The 15,614-nt window shown below is 56.3% G+C and carries 14 protein-coding genes; 3 read left to right on the top strand and 11 right to left on the bottom strand.

Features of this window, described 5'->3' with window-relative positions; translation table 11 throughout:
* Window positions 1–92: 92 nt before the first annotated feature.
* From ACP15U_RS18920 to ACP15U_RS18900, 5 genes are all read right to left on the bottom strand, one after another.
* Window positions 93–1,601 (bottom strand): argonaute/piwi family protein, encoded by a 1,509-nt coding sequence (locus tag ACP15U_RS18920; RefSeq protein WP_218394088.1) that lies wholly within the window; start codon window positions 1,599–1,601, stop codon window positions 93–95.
* Window positions 1,598–4,387, bottom strand: a complete 2,790-nt coding sequence (locus ACP15U_RS18915) for an SIR2 family protein (protein WP_204114545.1) — start codon at window positions 4,385–4,387, stop codon at window positions 1,598–1,600. The genes ACP15U_RS18920 and ACP15U_RS18915 overlap by 4 nt, the downstream gene beginning before the upstream one ends.
* Before the next feature lie 174 nt (window positions 4,388–4,561).
* On the bottom strand, window positions 4,562–5,110 hold the full coding sequence (locus ACP15U_RS18910) for a GNAT family N-acetyltransferase (protein ID WP_142494277.1): 549 nt from the start codon (window positions 5,108–5,110) through the stop codon (window positions 4,562–4,564).
* Window positions 5,100–5,414: a DUF1778 domain-containing protein gene (locus ACP15U_RS18905; protein ID WP_142494278.1), complete on the bottom strand. Its 315-nt coding sequence runs from the start codon at window positions 5,412–5,414 to the stop codon at window positions 5,100–5,102. Before ACP15U_RS18905 ends, ACP15U_RS18910 begins: the two co-directional genes overlap by 11 nt.
* Before the next feature lie 152 nt (window positions 5,415–5,566).
* The gene (locus tag ACP15U_RS18900; protein ID WP_142494279.1) at window positions 5,567–5,782 is read right to left on the bottom strand and encodes a hypothetical protein; all 216 of its coding nucleotides are present in this window, start codon (window positions 5,780–5,782) and stop codon (window positions 5,567–5,569) included.
* 1,018 nt (window positions 5,783–6,800) lie between these two features.
* Between ACP15U_RS18900 and ACP15U_RS18895 the strand changes: the two genes are divergently transcribed.
* Both ACP15U_RS18895 and ACP15U_RS18890 read left to right on the top strand, forming a co-directional pair.
* Entirely contained in the window at window positions 6,801–7,157 is a 357-nt protein-coding gene (locus ACP15U_RS18895; protein ID WP_133357971.1) for a helix-turn-helix domain-containing protein, read from the top strand.
* Window positions 7,157–7,720, top strand: a complete 564-nt coding sequence (locus ACP15U_RS18890; RefSeq protein ID WP_204114544.1) for an ImmA/IrrE family metallo-endopeptidase — start codon at window positions 7,157–7,159, stop codon at window positions 7,718–7,720. Before ACP15U_RS18895 ends, ACP15U_RS18890 begins: the two co-directional genes overlap by 1 nt.
* Before the next feature lie 31 nt (window positions 7,721–7,751).
* Here ACP15U_RS18890 and ACP15U_RS18885 read toward each other — a convergent pair whose 3' ends face one another.
* Genes ACP15U_RS18885 through ACP15U_RS18875 form a run of 3 tightly spaced genes read right to left on the bottom strand, consistent with a single transcriptional unit; the run spans window position 7,752 to window position 10,245 of the window.
* Window positions 7,752–8,693 (bottom strand): DUF2971 domain-containing protein, encoded by a 942-nt coding sequence (locus tag ACP15U_RS18885; RefSeq protein ID WP_204114543.1) that lies wholly within the window; start codon window positions 8,691–8,693, stop codon window positions 7,752–7,754.
* A complete protein-coding gene (gene scpB, locus ACP15U_RS18880) occupies window positions 8,690–9,295 on the bottom strand; it encodes an SMC-Scp complex subunit ScpB (protein WP_204114542.1) in 606 nt (201 codons plus the stop codon). The genes ACP15U_RS18885 and scpB overlap by 4 nt, the downstream gene beginning before the upstream one ends.
* Window positions 9,292–10,245, bottom strand: coding sequence for a DUF1403 family protein (locus ACP15U_RS18875; RefSeq protein ID WP_204114541.1), 954 nt, complete (start codon window positions 10,243–10,245; stop codon window positions 9,292–9,294). The genes scpB and ACP15U_RS18875 overlap by 4 nt, the downstream gene beginning before the upstream one ends.
* Window positions 10,246–10,358: 113 nt before the next feature.
* Here ACP15U_RS18875 and ACP15U_RS18870 point away from each other — a divergent pair, with 113 nt between their 5' ends.
* Complete coding sequence (locus tag ACP15U_RS18870) at window positions 10,359–11,486, top strand: tyrosine-type recombinase/integrase (RefSeq protein ID WP_255552487.1); 1,128 nt, start codon at window positions 10,359–10,361, stop codon at window positions 11,484–11,486.
* A 12-nt stretch (window positions 11,487–11,498) separates the two neighbouring features.
* Here the strand turns inward: ACP15U_RS18870 and repC are convergent, their stop codons facing one another.
* The 3 genes from repC to ACP15U_RS18855 form a co-directional block, all read right to left on the bottom strand.
* Window positions 11,499–12,779: a plasmid replication protein RepC gene (gene repC, locus ACP15U_RS18865; protein ID WP_218394085.1), complete on the bottom strand. Its 1,281-nt coding sequence runs from the start codon at window positions 12,777–12,779 to the stop codon at window positions 11,499–11,501.
* A gap of 234 nt (window positions 12,780–13,013) precedes the next feature.
* Window positions 13,014–14,057, bottom strand: coding sequence for a ParB N-terminal domain-containing protein (locus ACP15U_RS18860; RefSeq protein ID WP_218394083.1), 1,044 nt, complete (start codon window positions 14,055–14,057; stop codon window positions 13,014–13,016).
* On the bottom strand, window positions 14,054–15,409 hold the full coding sequence (locus ACP15U_RS18855) for a ParA family protein (RefSeq protein WP_218394082.1): 1,356 nt from the start codon (window positions 15,407–15,409) through the stop codon (window positions 14,054–14,056). The genes ACP15U_RS18860 and ACP15U_RS18855 overlap by 4 nt, the downstream gene beginning before the upstream one ends.
* Window positions 15,410–15,614: the final 205 nt, after the last annotated feature.

Here is a 15,614-nt window from a genome sequence, read left to right as displayed (position 1 = left end):
CGTTCAGGTCAATAGGAGGAGCCATTTTCGTTACCGTGCTCGGAGTAGTCCACGAGCATTGAGACTAAGGAAAGCAAGTATCCGTCGGGCTCTCAGACGAAGTAGCGAAATGAGGTCTCGCCCGGCTCAGCGTCTCCGAACTCGTCAAGGATGCCGCCGACTCGACGCGCGAACGACAAAGTCACGGGCCACTTCCCACGAATATCAGCCGTATTCCAATTCATGCGAGTGAGATTCAATACGTCTTGAGCAGCCTCAGTCTTACTACCACCTGACTGCATTCGGATTTCAAACGGCTGCGGAACATGAGGGCCAGGATACGTACCCAACTCGGGCATGAAGCCTGACGTGAATAAGAAGGAGGTACCAGAATTGATAGTGCAAAGTGTTCCGACATTCGGAGGATAGACCCCCAGCCTCAACAGACGCAAACTGCTCGGAACCAGCGTCACGAGATCAACAATGGGGATGTCAGTTAGTGCCGCCTTAATACCCGCAAGTTCGGCGGCATCGAAATATGTGGTCTTGTGCATTACCACTCGTACCGGTGGACCACCCGCACGCGTTGCATATTCCGCCACGATATCTTTTGAGAGATCGTATGCTTGCTCTTCGGAAAGGTGAACATTGCGGCTCTGATCGGGTGTGGCTGGTACGCCATCACCCCGGATTGCAAATCCTTCTCCCTCGCTCGAAAAAGCCTGCGCCAAACTGGATTGAACAATGTGGCGCTTGGTTGTTCTCAGGTGATGGAAAGATATTCCAACAAAGCACGTCTCAGGCCCCGTTTGGGGCAATCGCCATGGAACTCCACCCGCTTTGTAGTAGACACCAACTGAAAAGTTCCATGCTCTGGTTGCAGCATCTTGACCACGAGGCGTGTCCTCAAGAAGGTTCCGGGTGACCATTTGTATCGGAAGCTTGGCTCTGAGCGCACGCGCTTTAAGTGCATGGCGCAAGTCTCTCTTCAGAAAGTCCTCTTCCGTCTGCTCGACTTCTTCAAATAGATCAAACAAATCAAGTTGACCATTGGCCCGAGACTTTCGAATTATAGCTGCAGCTTTCTTTTCCTCGGTTGTCGCGCTTCGCTCTACAGAGTGGGACTTCTTTAGAACCTCGTCTGGCATCGCCATTATGACCAAGTCAGGTCGATTGGAGTCGCGAGCGGCAAGGCTATCCAATGCATCAGCGTAAGCGTCCAGCACCTGCTCGAAGCGGCGGAATGGATCACTGATTGCGAGCGCAGTGCCGAGTTTGTCGCCTACCCCGCCCTCGTCTAGCCGAACAGTCCAACTGTCTTTAGTCACCAGTGCGCTGTGGAACGTCTCTTCGAAACCAGGAAACATCCGTCTCAGTTGTGTTTCGCCTTCCAAAACTGGGATCGGGTTCATGCAGCGCTCTAACCAAGCCCTAGTGAGATCGATCATCCATTGCGGGCCAATTATTCCGACGCCAATCTTCTGCTTCCTTGAAGCCGACCCAAAATGGAGGTCGAATGGCCCCGCCTGTGCCAGTCCTACCTTGGGATCCGAAACCGAAAGAGCACCACCAAATTGAAGGTTTGGGGGCGCCAACTCTTTGACTGACAGCTCTAGCGTCATTGGCCATCGTCCCCACTATCATCATCGGGAACATCTTGTGCTGCATCAACGTCGTCAATCGCTGCAAGATCTTCCAACTCTTGATCAGCCTCCAAAACCCTCCGTTCCAGTTCGTCCTCAAGGGTTCGACCATCACCAAATGCTGTCGACTTATAAGCAATTCCGGGGAACGCACTGTTGAGTAGTACTGTTGGCGCATAATCCGAAAGCGTGTTCCTCGTATCAGGTTTCAAGGCAAACACACCTTCAGCCTCCTCGGACAAACATGCCATCCAGAAAGTCACATCGTGCATCACACTTGGATTAAAGTCTCGGGCAGCCCTTTTTGTCGAAAGAATATTTATTCTATCTCTTCCTAAGTACCGGCGATTGCCGTCGCGAGTGAAGACGTAACCCGGGTTGATAAAGAGACCCCAGTCAATCCCAAAGGCCATCAAGGAGTATGTGAAGGCCTTATGTTCGTAGTAGAGAAGATCGTCAGAATCTCGCCTTGTACGAGCCTTCACAATGGTTCTCGTAGCGCGCTTCACGCGTCCCTGATAAGTGATTTTTCTTTCAGGCTCGTCGGTTTTGGGGAAGTGCGCCCGGCGACGATCCTCGTCAACAACCAGGCCGATTGCCCTTAGGTGTTCGTTCAACAGCTCATGCAGTAGCCTACGCATGATGTTCAAACCATTTCCCTGCTCAAAGAGCTCTGGGATTGTCAGTTCTTCGATGTCTCCATCGTCAAATGGCGTTACATAGTCACTTGTGATCCGCTCCAGATCGTAAAAACTAAAGAAGCGCCCATCTTGGACATATCCTGGAGGAACTGGAAGATCTCCGGCGCTTTTCCGAAGCCCTGATGCTGATCGCGCGGATGTACCGGCGTGCCAAATCTTTTCCGGCAAACCAACAAATTCCAAAAGATTTGTCGTGAACCGTACTGTTTCAGACTGATCTGCTACCGCCGTGCGAGTAATTTCATCTACTGCTTCTGGTCGGGCAAAAATCAGTACCTTAAACGCAGAATTCTGCTCCATCGGATAGAAATGCACATCACCATTATTGTCGATTGTGTATTGAAGCATGTCGGCTAGGCCTGAGCCGCGCCTTTCCATTTCGTTGCTACCGTAAAAGAAACTCGAAATGACTGGGTTTCGATAGCCCTTCAAAACACCCCGCGAACCTCCGCGTACAAGGCTCTCAATCGACTCTGCGCCGGTCCGTAGCGCGACTTCATCTATGAGACCCCCTGGACTTACCGTTTCAATCTCAGTCGGTGAAATCCTGATTTCTATTGGCGCTTCAACCGCATAATCCCGATGCACTAGTGCATTCACAATCATTTCATGGATAGCCAACGGATGATAGGGAGTTACTTGGCGGGATTTTCCATCTTTCAAGAGAAACGGCGAATTGAGGAGAGCGATCGTCTCCTCAAGTGTGTTTAGCTGGTTCCAAAGAGTACCACCAATTTCTCGCTCAACCAAAAAAACGTCAGCCTCGCCGGTGTCGATGAGATCAGCGTCATCGCCGAAGGCTCCGCGCAGCCATGATTCCGGACCTACAATGGTTAATTTGACCATTGCCTGGGCGAGGCGCTTGTTAGGAGTTCGAGCGAACATGACCCAAGCAGCGAGCGTAGGCGCCGAACTTTCCGGATCACCTTCAGTTTGATGCAGGAGCTTCTTAACAACCGCGCGTTCTTTGACCCAATCAGAGTTAAAGCGCTCAGGATAAGGTTCGTAGTGCTTGTCGGCGTACTGCTTCAACCGCTGGAAAAGAACCTGTTCATCCAGATCTTCGAACCGCCCGGATTGAAAAGGGCGCATGTCCAAAGGAAGAGAACTCGGGGCGCTGACCGGCCCAAGTTGTTTCAAGGGAGTCTGCCGAGCAACGAGTTGCTCCAGCAGGTCCGTCTTCAATAGTTGATCGAAGCCATCAATTGGAACCCGATTGAAGTTTGAACCAATCTTGTCCGCAAAAGATTGTACCAGAGGCGAGAGGGATTCGCCTATGCTGCGCTTCATATCGCACCAGAAGACCCCGTTTTTGAACCCATTTGCATAGTCAATTTGGTTTTCAAGAAGGTCTTTCATGACCGATGGCTCCATTCCGCGATACCCAACTACAATCAATGGGTGATCACGCAAAAGAGGCTTGATATGCTCGACGGTCTCTTGGTCCAACTTCAATACATCTTCGGCCAAATTCTTGTCGGAGTAGTGCTCAACCGATCCATGGATGTGGATTAACTGCGGGTTTGCTGGCGACGTTTTGAACTGGACCCAATCCGACGCAGTGCGGATCTTGACCAAGAAGGGCGGCACTGCTTCAAGAACGGCCGCTCGATCAATGCAATGATCAAAGTTTGTCGTTAGAACCGTTGCAACCCAACCGTTGTCTAAAATCCGTGCTAGCGCCCGATACCCCTGTCCGGGCTTCACACCACGGCTGATAAGTTGCTCGAAGAACTCTCTTCGATCCTGTCCAATTCCCAAAAGGTTGTCGATCGCAACAGGGTATTGGTCGGGGAGACCAACCCCCCGTTTGAACCAAGACTGCTGTTCAAGCCAAGGTATCCAATCAGAATCAACGACGCCTGGGTCCATCGGAGACCGACCATGCGACTTACAGTATGCCCACTTCGCTGCGCGGTTCACTGTTTCACCGGCCGCTGGCACACCGGATGTAACGGAAGCCCCTGCTCCTAGCAACAGAACCGGCTGGCGGTGCTCGGCGAGCAGTGTTTGCAGGCGTCCAACCTCTGCATGTCTAATTGATGATAGAACCTTGCTGTCCATCTGCTCGAATCGTGTTGTTTTGGTTTTGTTAGTTTATTATGCGGAACAAATTCAGAACATGCTAGACTGTTCACTGTCGCAAACCATAGGGTCAGAATGTCTTAGTCACTTTCCTTTGAGTTCAGATTTTTTGCATTCGCGTCATGCACATGACTTTCGGCGCCCAATGAGCGATCAACCGGACAGCGCCCGCACTGTCTGGATCGGCATGAACAGGCGCAACGGCTGATCTGGCAACGGGGTAAAACCGAACGCCTCGTAGTATGCTTTTCGGCGCGCCACGATTTCGGGGTTTCCGCAGTCGAACACATCGAGAAGGACGGCACAGGTTCCAATTTCGTCTGAGACGCGCCCAATCCGGTTGAGCGCATCGGCAAGCAATGCGCTGCCCAAGCCCTTTACCTGCATCGTTTGATCGACGCCGATCATGGAAATGAATGCAGCTGGCAGCATGCCATGCCTTGGCGCCTTCCTGGCCAGCTCATCAGGCATGTCTTCCGCAACAACCGCATGCATGTTGATCCCGTAGAACCCAAGGGTTCTACGGTCATCGTCTAGCACGACCCAGATCCGGACGACATCAGCCTTGGACCCCTTCTTGGCCGTCAACTTCAGGTAATTGTCGATCTGGGGGACACCACAGGAAAAAGCCGTTCGATCCTGGCTCTTGGCATCGAACGGCTCGATTGTGAACTTGGCGTCTACGGCGGCGTCAGTCGGCATTCGCGATCAGCGTCTCGCGCAATGCAAAAGCCTGCTTCAGCCGATTATTCGGCTTCGGAGGATTTTCGAGCGCGCCAAAGAACGCAGCACGATCCGCCTCGCTCTCCAACGCCGTCAACTTATGAGCTTCAATCGTCGTCTGCGCGGCCTTGTATGCAGCGCTCACAACAAAGGAGCTTACCTCAACACCGCTCAAGGTTGCTGCGCGACTGATCGCATCCTTCACCGAAGGCTGTGTACGCGCTTCCAGCCGAGCGCTCTTGGGCTCGTCGACAGCGACAGTGCTATCCTCAAACGCCAACATGGTTGCCTCCTTGATCCGAAACGACGTCAAGCGGCAAGATGCCACTCACACGCAGCTATGTACGGCATATCGTCGTACATGTCAAGTGTACGGCGAATTTCCGTACGCTAAAACAAAGCCTGACTAACACGTTCTCTGGGCGAGAGGCAAACTCACTTTTCTCGAACGGTCGTACCCGGGTTCGCCTTGCCATGCTTTGCCGTCACGAAGCGCCCGGAAATTGCGCTCCGATAGCTGCCACCGGTAGAACCACTCTTGCCAGGCGCTTCTTTTACCGTCGTGCGCGGATGTGACTTCCCATAAGCCTTTGTCACGTACCGCCCCGATTTCGCGCCGCGATAGCTCCCGCCGTTGCCTTTGCCTGCCATCTGAATTCTCCTTCTCAAGTCTGGCGTGTTATTGGGTCCCTCCGAGGCGGAGGGCTGGTTGGGTTCCAAACAAACCGAAGAACCTCCGCTGGAGGCCTGCGGGTCTTCATTGCAAAATCCAGTAGCTCAGAACCGGAGGTGTTCTTCTGGTCAGATGACCGACAGCACTGGGCGTATTTCCCGAATGGATGTTCACATCCGCAAAACTCATCGTCGCCGAGTTCGAGCAGTCTCTCAGCTGCAATCGGCACAGATTGCCGGCCGGGCCATTTTCCGTATTTCTCGAGGTAGAGATGCCGCACGGCCCAGAGGCTATATAGGTCGAGCAGTCCGGTCACCGAACCGCCGGGAAGCCATGTCTTGTCTCGCGGCTCGAATGCGCAAATCGAGCCATCGGGAAAATTCGTATGCCTCGGCCCGATCCATGTTTTACTGACAGCAGTGGTCCAAAAGCCCCAGGCTTGAACCGGCCTTCTGGTGGTATAGGGAAGTTGAATGGCAAATGCGGCTCTTCTACCTAGGCCTTCGATCAGATCGCTCTCAGCGAAGAGCCACATCTGCCTTTCTTGAGGAAACGCGAGCAGACCCGGGTACGCGTCCCGGCATTCCCCTATGCCTTCCGCATAGCGAGACCGTAGTCCTGGCTGGACGAACGGTGCTCCGGAATCGGGCGCCCGGGATTGTCCGGTCGTCCCTTGCCCTCCGGCGGTCCGTTCCCACGGTCGGGTTGCGGATCGTGTCGATTGGTGCCGTGCATCAGCTATCTCCTGGCCCGAAGGTTTCAAGACAACCGAGGAGCTGTCGGGCCGAATGACCCCCCGATTGAACACGGTCGGCAGGATGCCAGCGTCGAGGCCCAAGCCGATGGCCTTCAGGTCGTCCTCGATGCTCTTCCTCATATTGAACCGCCCCATTTGCCGCAGTGTCTGTGCTTTACGGATTCGCAACAGCGTTGCTATAATGAAATCCTGAAACAACACATACGGGGCCAAAATGAAAATTGCAAGAGTCGAACACCATGCCTAGTGTGCAATTCGACGGGAACGGCTTCTACGCCGCGTTGGACGCGGTACGGGAGGAACGGAAGCTCACCTGGAGAAAGGTTGCAGAACAGTCGGGGGTGAGCGCTTCATCGCTCACGCGGATCTCGCAAGGGAAGAGACCGGATGTAGACAGCCTAGCATCTCTGTGCTCATGGGCGAAACTGAGCGCCGACGATTTCATGCGCGCGCACGACAGCAGTCAGAATGGCGAGCCCTCGTCGTTGACCAAAGCACTGATGTTGTTCCGCGCAGACCCAAACTTAGGAAAAGAACAGGCAGACGCTCTCGAGCGCATCATTCAATCCGCATATGAGGGCCTGAGGACGCACTGATGGCACTAAGGCGGGGCTTCAAGACCGATGCGGAATGGTACGCTCAGGATGTTCGACGCGAACTCGGCATCCCTGAAACCGGAAAACTGTGCCCATGGAGCCTCGCAAAACACCTTGAGCACATCGTTGTTGATCTTTCGTCATTCCAGAAAGAGCACCCACTCGACGTCGCACGCCTTCGGCAATGCACAGGCGCAAAGGGATTTTCTGCAGTCACCATTCACAAGGGTACTGCACGGCTTGTGATCTTGAACGATGGCCACGAGAAGCCACGTCAAACGGCGGATCTTGCTCACGAACTGGCACACGGACTCCTTCATCACGTCCCGCTGCCTTTGAGTGATGAAACTGGTGTACGCATGTTCAATGCCCGAGATGAAGAGGAGGCGCATTGGCTGGGACCAACCCTGTTGGTTCCAGGTCCCTCCGCCCACGCGATTGCGAGACAACGCCTTTCGATTGAAATGGCGGCAGCGCAGTATGGTGTGAGTAAGGAGTTAATGCGTATGCGGTTGAACATATCTGGCGCGTTTAAGCGTGCTAAAGCGGCAGGCTGGCGTTGACGTCTTATCACGTCCTCGCATAAACCTCCGCCTAGCTCGAGCTGTCTCGATCGAGGCTTTCAAATGCCTCGTATAAGGATAGGGATCGCCTGGGCAGGGTAGCCAACATCTCATCGACATCGAGCGCATATCGGTTCAGTAGGAAGGTGTCAGGTTTTCGGCGGATCTCGTAAAATTTCACCGTCGTGGGCCGATCTTCCAACGCCCTAACGACAGCATATTTGACTGCCAGCGGGCACCTCATCCCGAAGACAACCTCCTCCAATTCGATCGGAGAGTCCTGTGCACCACGTCGACCGATAAGCCGCCATTCTTTCTCGTAGCGCCAGTCCTGAGCTTTCTTCAGAAGCACAGCGTCGTCGACGACCTGGCGGGCGCCGCGATCACCATCTAACATCGCGAGAACCATACTGGCCGCGACCATACTGCTGCCACCGTACTTGATCTTGAAGACCTTGTTGGCGGCTTGTTCGGGCAGCGAGTACCCTATGGCGAGGCCTCGGTGCTGATCGCCGTAGTGGCTCCACATCAATGGACAATTATTGCGTTCGGCAAGGGACACGATGCCACCATCGTATCGACGGAGCAGTTCTTGCTGGATGGCTTGACCGAGAAGGAAGGCAACCGGGTTCTCCAATCGCAGATCGGGATCTGTCGCGTTGTACCGGATATTAGAAATGATCTGCTCCGCCTGACGCCGGCTAAGCTTTAAGATGTGATCACGTGTCTTCGGCCCCCTGTATCGTATCGTCGAAGCTGCCGCACTCAACTCGCCGTGCACGCGATGCTCGATCAGTTTGATCAGCATGGTTTCCAACTGATCTTCAGCCAAATCGATCTCGATGCTTGGCTTCGTGTCCAAAGGATCGTTGAAGGTACTGGGGTCAGCGAAATAGAGTTGGTCTTCGACCAAGCCGCTGAGCGTTCTGTCCGAAAACGCCCGATACTTGTAGAGTCGACGGGGGGTTTTCAACTACTTTCACCTCCTAGTTCGAGCTCCGGCAGGTCCCGTAAACTCTGCAGGTCGAACGTCACCAGAAACGTTTCGGTCGTCACGAAGGTATGCGGCGCTCCGGGACGCGGCGACCTGGGTCCGCTCGTAATCAGATCCTTGTAGCGCAGCCGGGCCAGCAGATCGCGGCTCACCTCCTTGCCGAAGATATCCGCCAGGCCCGCCCGGTCGATCGGCTGGTGATAGGCGATGGCGCAGAGCACCCCCATTTCCATCTCGGTGAAGGCCAGCGACTGCTCGCCGAGATCGGCCGCCGCCTTGATCGCCTCGGCGAACTGCGGTCGCGTCCGGAACATCCAGCCACCGGCTACCTGCGTGAGTTCATAGGGGCGGCCTCCCAACTCGGCCTGAATATCCTCGATCAACAACTCGACCGAGGCCCCCTGCCCCACCACGCGCGCCAGATCCTCGCGCCCGACCGGCGACGCACTTGCGAACAGAACCGCCTCGATCCGCCCCATCCATTCGCGCCAGCGCAACTCCGGCGGCAAGTCGTCCAGCTCCCGGTCAAAGGCAGCGCCGCCCTCATCCGCCGGTTTCCGTTTCCTGGTCGCTGTCGTCATGATGCGATCCCGTAGAGTCGGAAACTCGGCCGTCCGGTCAATTCCCGGGCCACGCCCAGCTCGACCAGCCGGTCGCAAAACCGCCGCGCGGCGCGATCGGTCATCGGAATCGAGGTCCCGCGAATTCTTGGAGACAGCACCGACGCCGGGGCCACGGCATCCTCGGTCAGGAACAGGTCAACCGCTGCATCTGACCCTTTCGCCCGCAGCTTCGGCGCAACGGTGCGAAGCGTGTACGCACGACGGGCAAGGTCCCGCGCCAACCGGATCGACTCTTCGATAGCCTCGAGGATTCGCACCTCGACTGCCAGATCGGCCCCCTGCCCTTCTGCAACTAGGTCTCGCAGCGCCGCCTTTGTCATCCGCTGCGCTAACACCGGCAGCAGGGTTCTCCGGTTTAGCGCCCGCGCCAGTACCAAATCCGACAGAAGGCAGGCGGTCCGTTCAGCCCGGTCGTCGACCTCGAGCACGGCGCGCAGAGTTGCGACGCAACCCGACAACGGACCATGGGTCCGTGCGCGTTCCAATCCCACGTCAAGCCATGCACCCACCTCGCCCGCGAAGTCCAGACCAACTAGGTCGACGATCTCACCAGTCCCGCTCACCCGAAGCCGCACGGCCTCGCGCCAGAAGGCCAGCAGATCGCCATCCGGGCCCCGCGCCTCGCCTGGCGGTGCTAGGTGATAGGCATCGCGGATGTCCGCCTCCCTCGCCAGCCGCCCTTCCAGTTTCGAGGTGACCGTCGCCGCACTCAGTGCCAGCCGGTTGGCGAGCAGTTTCACGGGCACACCATGCCTGGGATCACTGATCAGCTGATCGAGCACCGTCAGCGCCGCCCCCGACCGAAAGGCCACAGTTTCAAGGGTTTCGGCACGCCTGGAGGTGACCCAGCCCGGCAGCTGCGGTAGGGTGTTCAGGTCGTCAGAGATGGTGGCGGGCTGATATGTCATGCCACAACACTAGTCTCTCGCGGCGCTTTCGTCCACAATATGATGCGCAAACCGCCCCGCTATGTCGCGCGCAATTACGTCCAATAAGTTTGCATTATCGGACGTAAAAGAATATGCTCGGCGACATGTCAGAAAACACCGAGAAACCGACCTCAGAGCCGCCAATCGGGTCTTCGCCCAACGAGGACAGCGAGAGAGATGGTCCTGACGGCGAGGCCTTGAGCCTGCCGTCCTTTGTGGCTGGCTCGGGCACGCTCGATCGCCTGGTCGATACGGCACGCGACTATGCGCGCGCGGCGGCATCTGACAACACGCTGAAGGCTTATGCAAAGGACTGGGCGCATTTCGCGCGCTGGTGCCGGATGAAGGGCGCGGAGCCGCTGCCCCCCTCACCGGAGATGATCGGCCTGTACCTCGCGGATCTTGCGTCCGGGTCGGGCACCTCCCCTTCGCAGTCGGCGTCCCGACCCCTGTCGGTCAGCACCATCGATCGCCGCCTGTCCGGTCTCGCCTGGAATTACGCGCAGCGCGGCTTCACCCTTGATCGCAAGAACCGCCACATCGCCACCGTGCTGGCCGGGATCAAGCGTAAGCATGCGCGACCGCCGGTCCAGAAGGCCGCTATCCTCGCCGAGGACATCCTCGCGATGATAGCCACCCTGCCCTACGATCTGCGCGGGCTGCGAGATCGGGCAATCTTGCTGCTGGGCTATGCCGGAGGCCTGCGCCGCTCGGAAATCGTGAGCCTCGATGTACATAAAGATGACACGCCAGATTCCGGCGGATGGATTGAGATCATGGAGAAAGGCGCCCTCCTGACTCTCAACGCCAAGACCGGTTGGCGTGAAGTCGAGATCGGCCGCGGCTCCAAGGATCAGACCTGCCCCGTGCATGCTATTGAGCAATGGCTGCATTTCGCGAAGATCAATTTCGGCCCGGTCTTCGTCGGTACGTCGAGGGACGGCAAACGCGCTTCCGAAAACAGGCTGAACGACAAGCATGTCGCGCGCCTGATCAAGCGTACGGTATTGGACGCCGGCATCCGATCCGAGCTGACCGAAAAAGAGCGCCTGGCGCTGTTCTCCGGTCACAGCCTTCGCGCCGGGCTCGCCAGTTCGGCCGAAGTTGACGAACGCTACGTCCAGAAGCAGCTGGGGCATGCCTCGGCAGAGATGACCCGTCGCTACCAGCGCCGCCGCGATCGGTTCCGGGTGAACCTGACAAAGGCCGCCGGTCTCTGATTTTCTGCCCCATCACGCCGCCTGCCCGCTGAGCCTGCCATAGAAGCTGCGCTCGAGATGCAGCTCCCCTGCCCCGGCCTTCTCGACCATGCCGCGCAGATAGCCGCCCGGCGACGAAACTTCGCCCGCGCAATGCTTCTCGAAGACAAGCGCCAACGCCGCTGTCGCCACCTGTTTGCCCAGCCGGTCTTGCGCAACGTTCCAGGCATGCTCGGACACCCCGATCATCGGCCTGAGCTGCCCGGCAACCCTGTGCAGATCGCCCCAATCCTTTAGGAACCCGCCCATATTGCGCGCCCAGGATGCGAATTCGGGACAGGCTTGCATAACAGTAGGCAGATCCAGCGCCGCCCGCTTCTTACGCACCTCAGCAACCCATTCTTCCAGCTCCCTATCAACCTGATCTTCGGGTCGAGCATTGGGCACCACGGCCGCGACTTCCTCATTTTCTGAGGAATTACGAGTTACAGGATTAAGTTGGTTTGTAATTAGTATATGAGGGTCAGAAATGACCTCCCTGGGGTTCATTTCTTGAGTCTTCTCAGAAGCTTGTTCCTTGGTTTCAGGTGTGTTTTCCACAAGTTGGACGACATCGGTTGCTTTGAGATAGGCAGCTTCAACGCGTTCCTGAAGCTCCTTGAACCAGCCCAGCAGCCGTGCAAGCTGCTCTGAGGCTTCGTGACGGCGCGGAAGCCGGTCCAGAAGTTCCTCGAAAAGGCCTGTGAATTGCGTCCAGGGCCCGCGCAGCGCGCTGCTGACGGCCGCCTCGATCCGAGTGCGGATCATACGGCGTGCAACCGTGATCTGGCGCTTCAGGCGCTGACAGAGCTCGCGCTCGGCCTGCAAATCGGCATGGAGCTCCTCGAACTCCTCGACACGCGCCGACAGCGGCGACAAATCAAAGCCATAGGCTTCGATGATGCGCCCCTCGGCGTCCCTGCGGCCCCACCGCTTGCCGTTCGGGCTGTCCTGGAAGGAAATCACGCCGATTTCGGCCAGCCGCCGCGCATGCCGCTTGAGTGCGGAGAGCGAGAAGCCCGTCTGCTCCATCAGATAGGCGTTCGACGCCCAGACGATCGGGCGCTGCCCCTCGTCCCAGTCCTGGGCCTGCGTAAAGGCCCCGAGCGTGTCGAGGAGCATCATGTCTCCGGCCTTGAGGCCAATGTAGGCCCCCACCCGCTTCACGGCCACGAAGGCCCGCGTTTTGGGTACAGCCACCTGTTCACCGGCTTTGGCAAGCTGCTCTGCAATGCCAAGACCCGGTGTCGGCTTGCGCCAACCTGTATGTTTCATGGATAGTTCTCGCCTCCTCTGCTTGATGGAGGGCAAAAGAATCCCGTTCGCTCAGGAGCGATGCTGTTGACAGTGATTCGCCGGAGAACTATCGTGATAGCGACCAAACTAATATTGATAAGCTCTCAGGCCCTCAGCTTGGGGGCTTTTCTTTTGCCTTTATCTCAAAGCATATCCGCTCCTGTTTCTTACCTCGTTTGGATCGAAGACCACCGTCTCCGCGGCTCCTGCCTCTTACTTCGATCCGTGTTTCTCCAAATACTCAGCGATGACATCACTCAAACCTCTGAGAATGTCCTCGTCCAATGTTAACCCCGTGGCAGCGACCGAGAGCTTCCCGCCCTGCCCTGTGACACTCAATTTCCGCGAACCGATCTTTCGCTGTACCGTGAGTTTCTTTGGGCTTTGTGATTTCTTTTTTACAGGCTTGGACTGCTTCTCAGTCAGGTCACCAAGAACCTTTTCGAGGTCACGGTGGCTGAGATCGTAGACATCTTTGCACGCGTGCAAAATCTCAGCTCTAGCGGCATAGACAGCGCGACCACGTGATACCGCGCTGTTATGGACACCCACACGCTTGGCGAACTCGGTTGCGGTTATCTTCTCGTTCGGTTTGGCATCTTGTAGCCGCTCAAACATCTCGCCTATCGAAACCAGGCGCTCGAAAGCGCTGAGGTTTTCACGTTCCTCATTCTCCCGGAAGCGCATGAATAGCATCTCGAACTGCTCTTCACGGGAACCCCGAAGGGATTGTGGAACCAGAATGGCGCGGACAGGCAATCCCAAAGCTTCAAGGATCGCATGGCGTCGCCGACCCACGATCAACTGGAATGTCACGCCTTCTACGTTCTCGGGCTCACGTTCATCCGGTCGCCAATCAGGATCCGCTGGCCGAACATGAATGGGCGTATCTTGACCATTCTTCTCGATACTCTCTTTGAGCTTCTCAAATGCCTCTTGGTCGCGCCAATCTTCACGCCGGTCCGATCCAATCACGTCCACGATCTGAGACGGATCAATCTGTAACTCATGTCGACCCGCGAGAATGCGCTCCACGACCTGTGCGCGCTCAACGTGAAGCATCTGGCTGGCGTCTGAAAGCGCTCCGGCCTTCCAAGCACTGCCAGAGCCGCCCAGTCTTGGCTTAACCCCACCAACCAGTTTCGCTTCGTCTTCGTGAATCTGATCGCTTGCACCAGATCCAGGAGCCGCAGACACATCCTCATCTGGGCGCGTGGGCTTTTTCTTGAGGACCGAGCTGCTCAGTGTTCGCTTCATTCGGCTTCCTCCTCGAAATTGTAGAAGTTCTGCATCCAATCCTCGGCATAGCCACGCTCAAGACCAGGCCAGAGGCGTGAGACGATGGCGTCATTCACAGCGTCAGCATTCTCGATGAACCTGTTGATGCCTTTTCGCTTGCCTGGCGTATCTGGGTCGTACTCGTAGACGGATTGATAAACGTCCGACGCGTTCGAAATAGCATCAGAGCGAAGATAGAATACCGGCAGCACCTCATCTGGACAGTTTTCGAGCAGGTTGCCGACCTGTGTGAGATCTTGCTCATTTGTTCTCTGCACGATCGTGGGCAACAGCATATGTGCCGCACCGCCCATATCGATCCGATCCGTCGCGAAAATGTGGCGCAGCATAGTGAGGAGACCAGTCACAAAGGTGGACAAGGTCGCAATGTCGAACCCCTTCATCGTCTGCGGGATAATCAACGAAGTAGACGCCATCACATTGTTCAGCTGGAACAGTGTCAGCGCAGGCTGATAGTCGATAATGATGCAGTCCAAGGTCTCGTTGAGGGCACTTTCAAGCTTCGTTTGGTCGACCCTACCGTTGCTCACCAGTTCATTCGGACGGGTGACCGGTGGATTCCCCTCTTTCCAACGATCTATGGAGTCTCTTAGGAACCTGTAGAACCGCTTTTCCGGGGTGCCCGCTCGCAACAACCTCGCGATCTGAATTTCACCTTCTGAGGTTTCGCCATGCGCAGGTACTAGCCGCACGCCCGGCCAGGACGTTTTCTTGAAAAACCCGTCAAGCGTCTCCGCATCATAGTCAGTGTAGGGGATGGATTCGTCGGTCTGAAACAGCCCCGCGAAGTCAACCATCGTCGGAGTTTCGTCATCTGGCAAAGTTGGCATTTCTTCGCCGCCGACAAAATAGAGCGTGATCGTGCTCTGGGGGTCAGCGTCCATGACGCCGACTCGCATGCCGTAGTGCAGACTCAGGTACTGAGCGAAGTGCGCAGCACTAAGCGACTTCGCCGTTCCACCTTTCTGACTTGCAAACGAAATAACGGGCAAAGGATCGTCGGGTTTGCGCCAAGCAAGAAAATGCTCAGGCCGCTTTGCTGAGGCAGCCATCAAAGCCCGGATGTGCATCAGCTCCGTCAGGGTGAAAACACGCTCGCGCCCTACATGCTTGCCGGCAGGAAAATCCTCATTGTCCTTAGCGAACTTCGTCAGATGCTGATGGCTAATGTTCAGGAAGCGAGCACATTGGCGCATCGACCAAGAGCGCTTGATGCGCTCGCGCATCGTCAACTCCTTGTTGACCGAGACCATGGTCCGGCCAAGGCCCCGCTCGAGCTCTTGAAGGAACTGTTCTATACTGCCGCCCATTACACCGCTCTCATTTCGACTCTCTCACGGAATCGCTCCGAGTTGTAAATAGCACGGTTTTTGAGGAAATGTACAGATATTGTACGCCTACAGGATTTCCGGCGCACAATATGGGCTACACCGATTGAAAATACGGACAGCAACCTGAACCGCCGAGGTGATTTTGCACGCGTGCAAAAACCTCGGAGCCTGGTGCAGCCAGACC

Source organism: Primorskyibacter sp. S87, assembly GCF_049801055.1.
Lineage (GTDB): Bacteria > Pseudomonadota > Alphaproteobacteria > Rhodobacterales > Rhodobacteraceae > JBNAGF01.
This window is presented reverse-complemented; position numbering and strand designations above follow the sequence as displayed.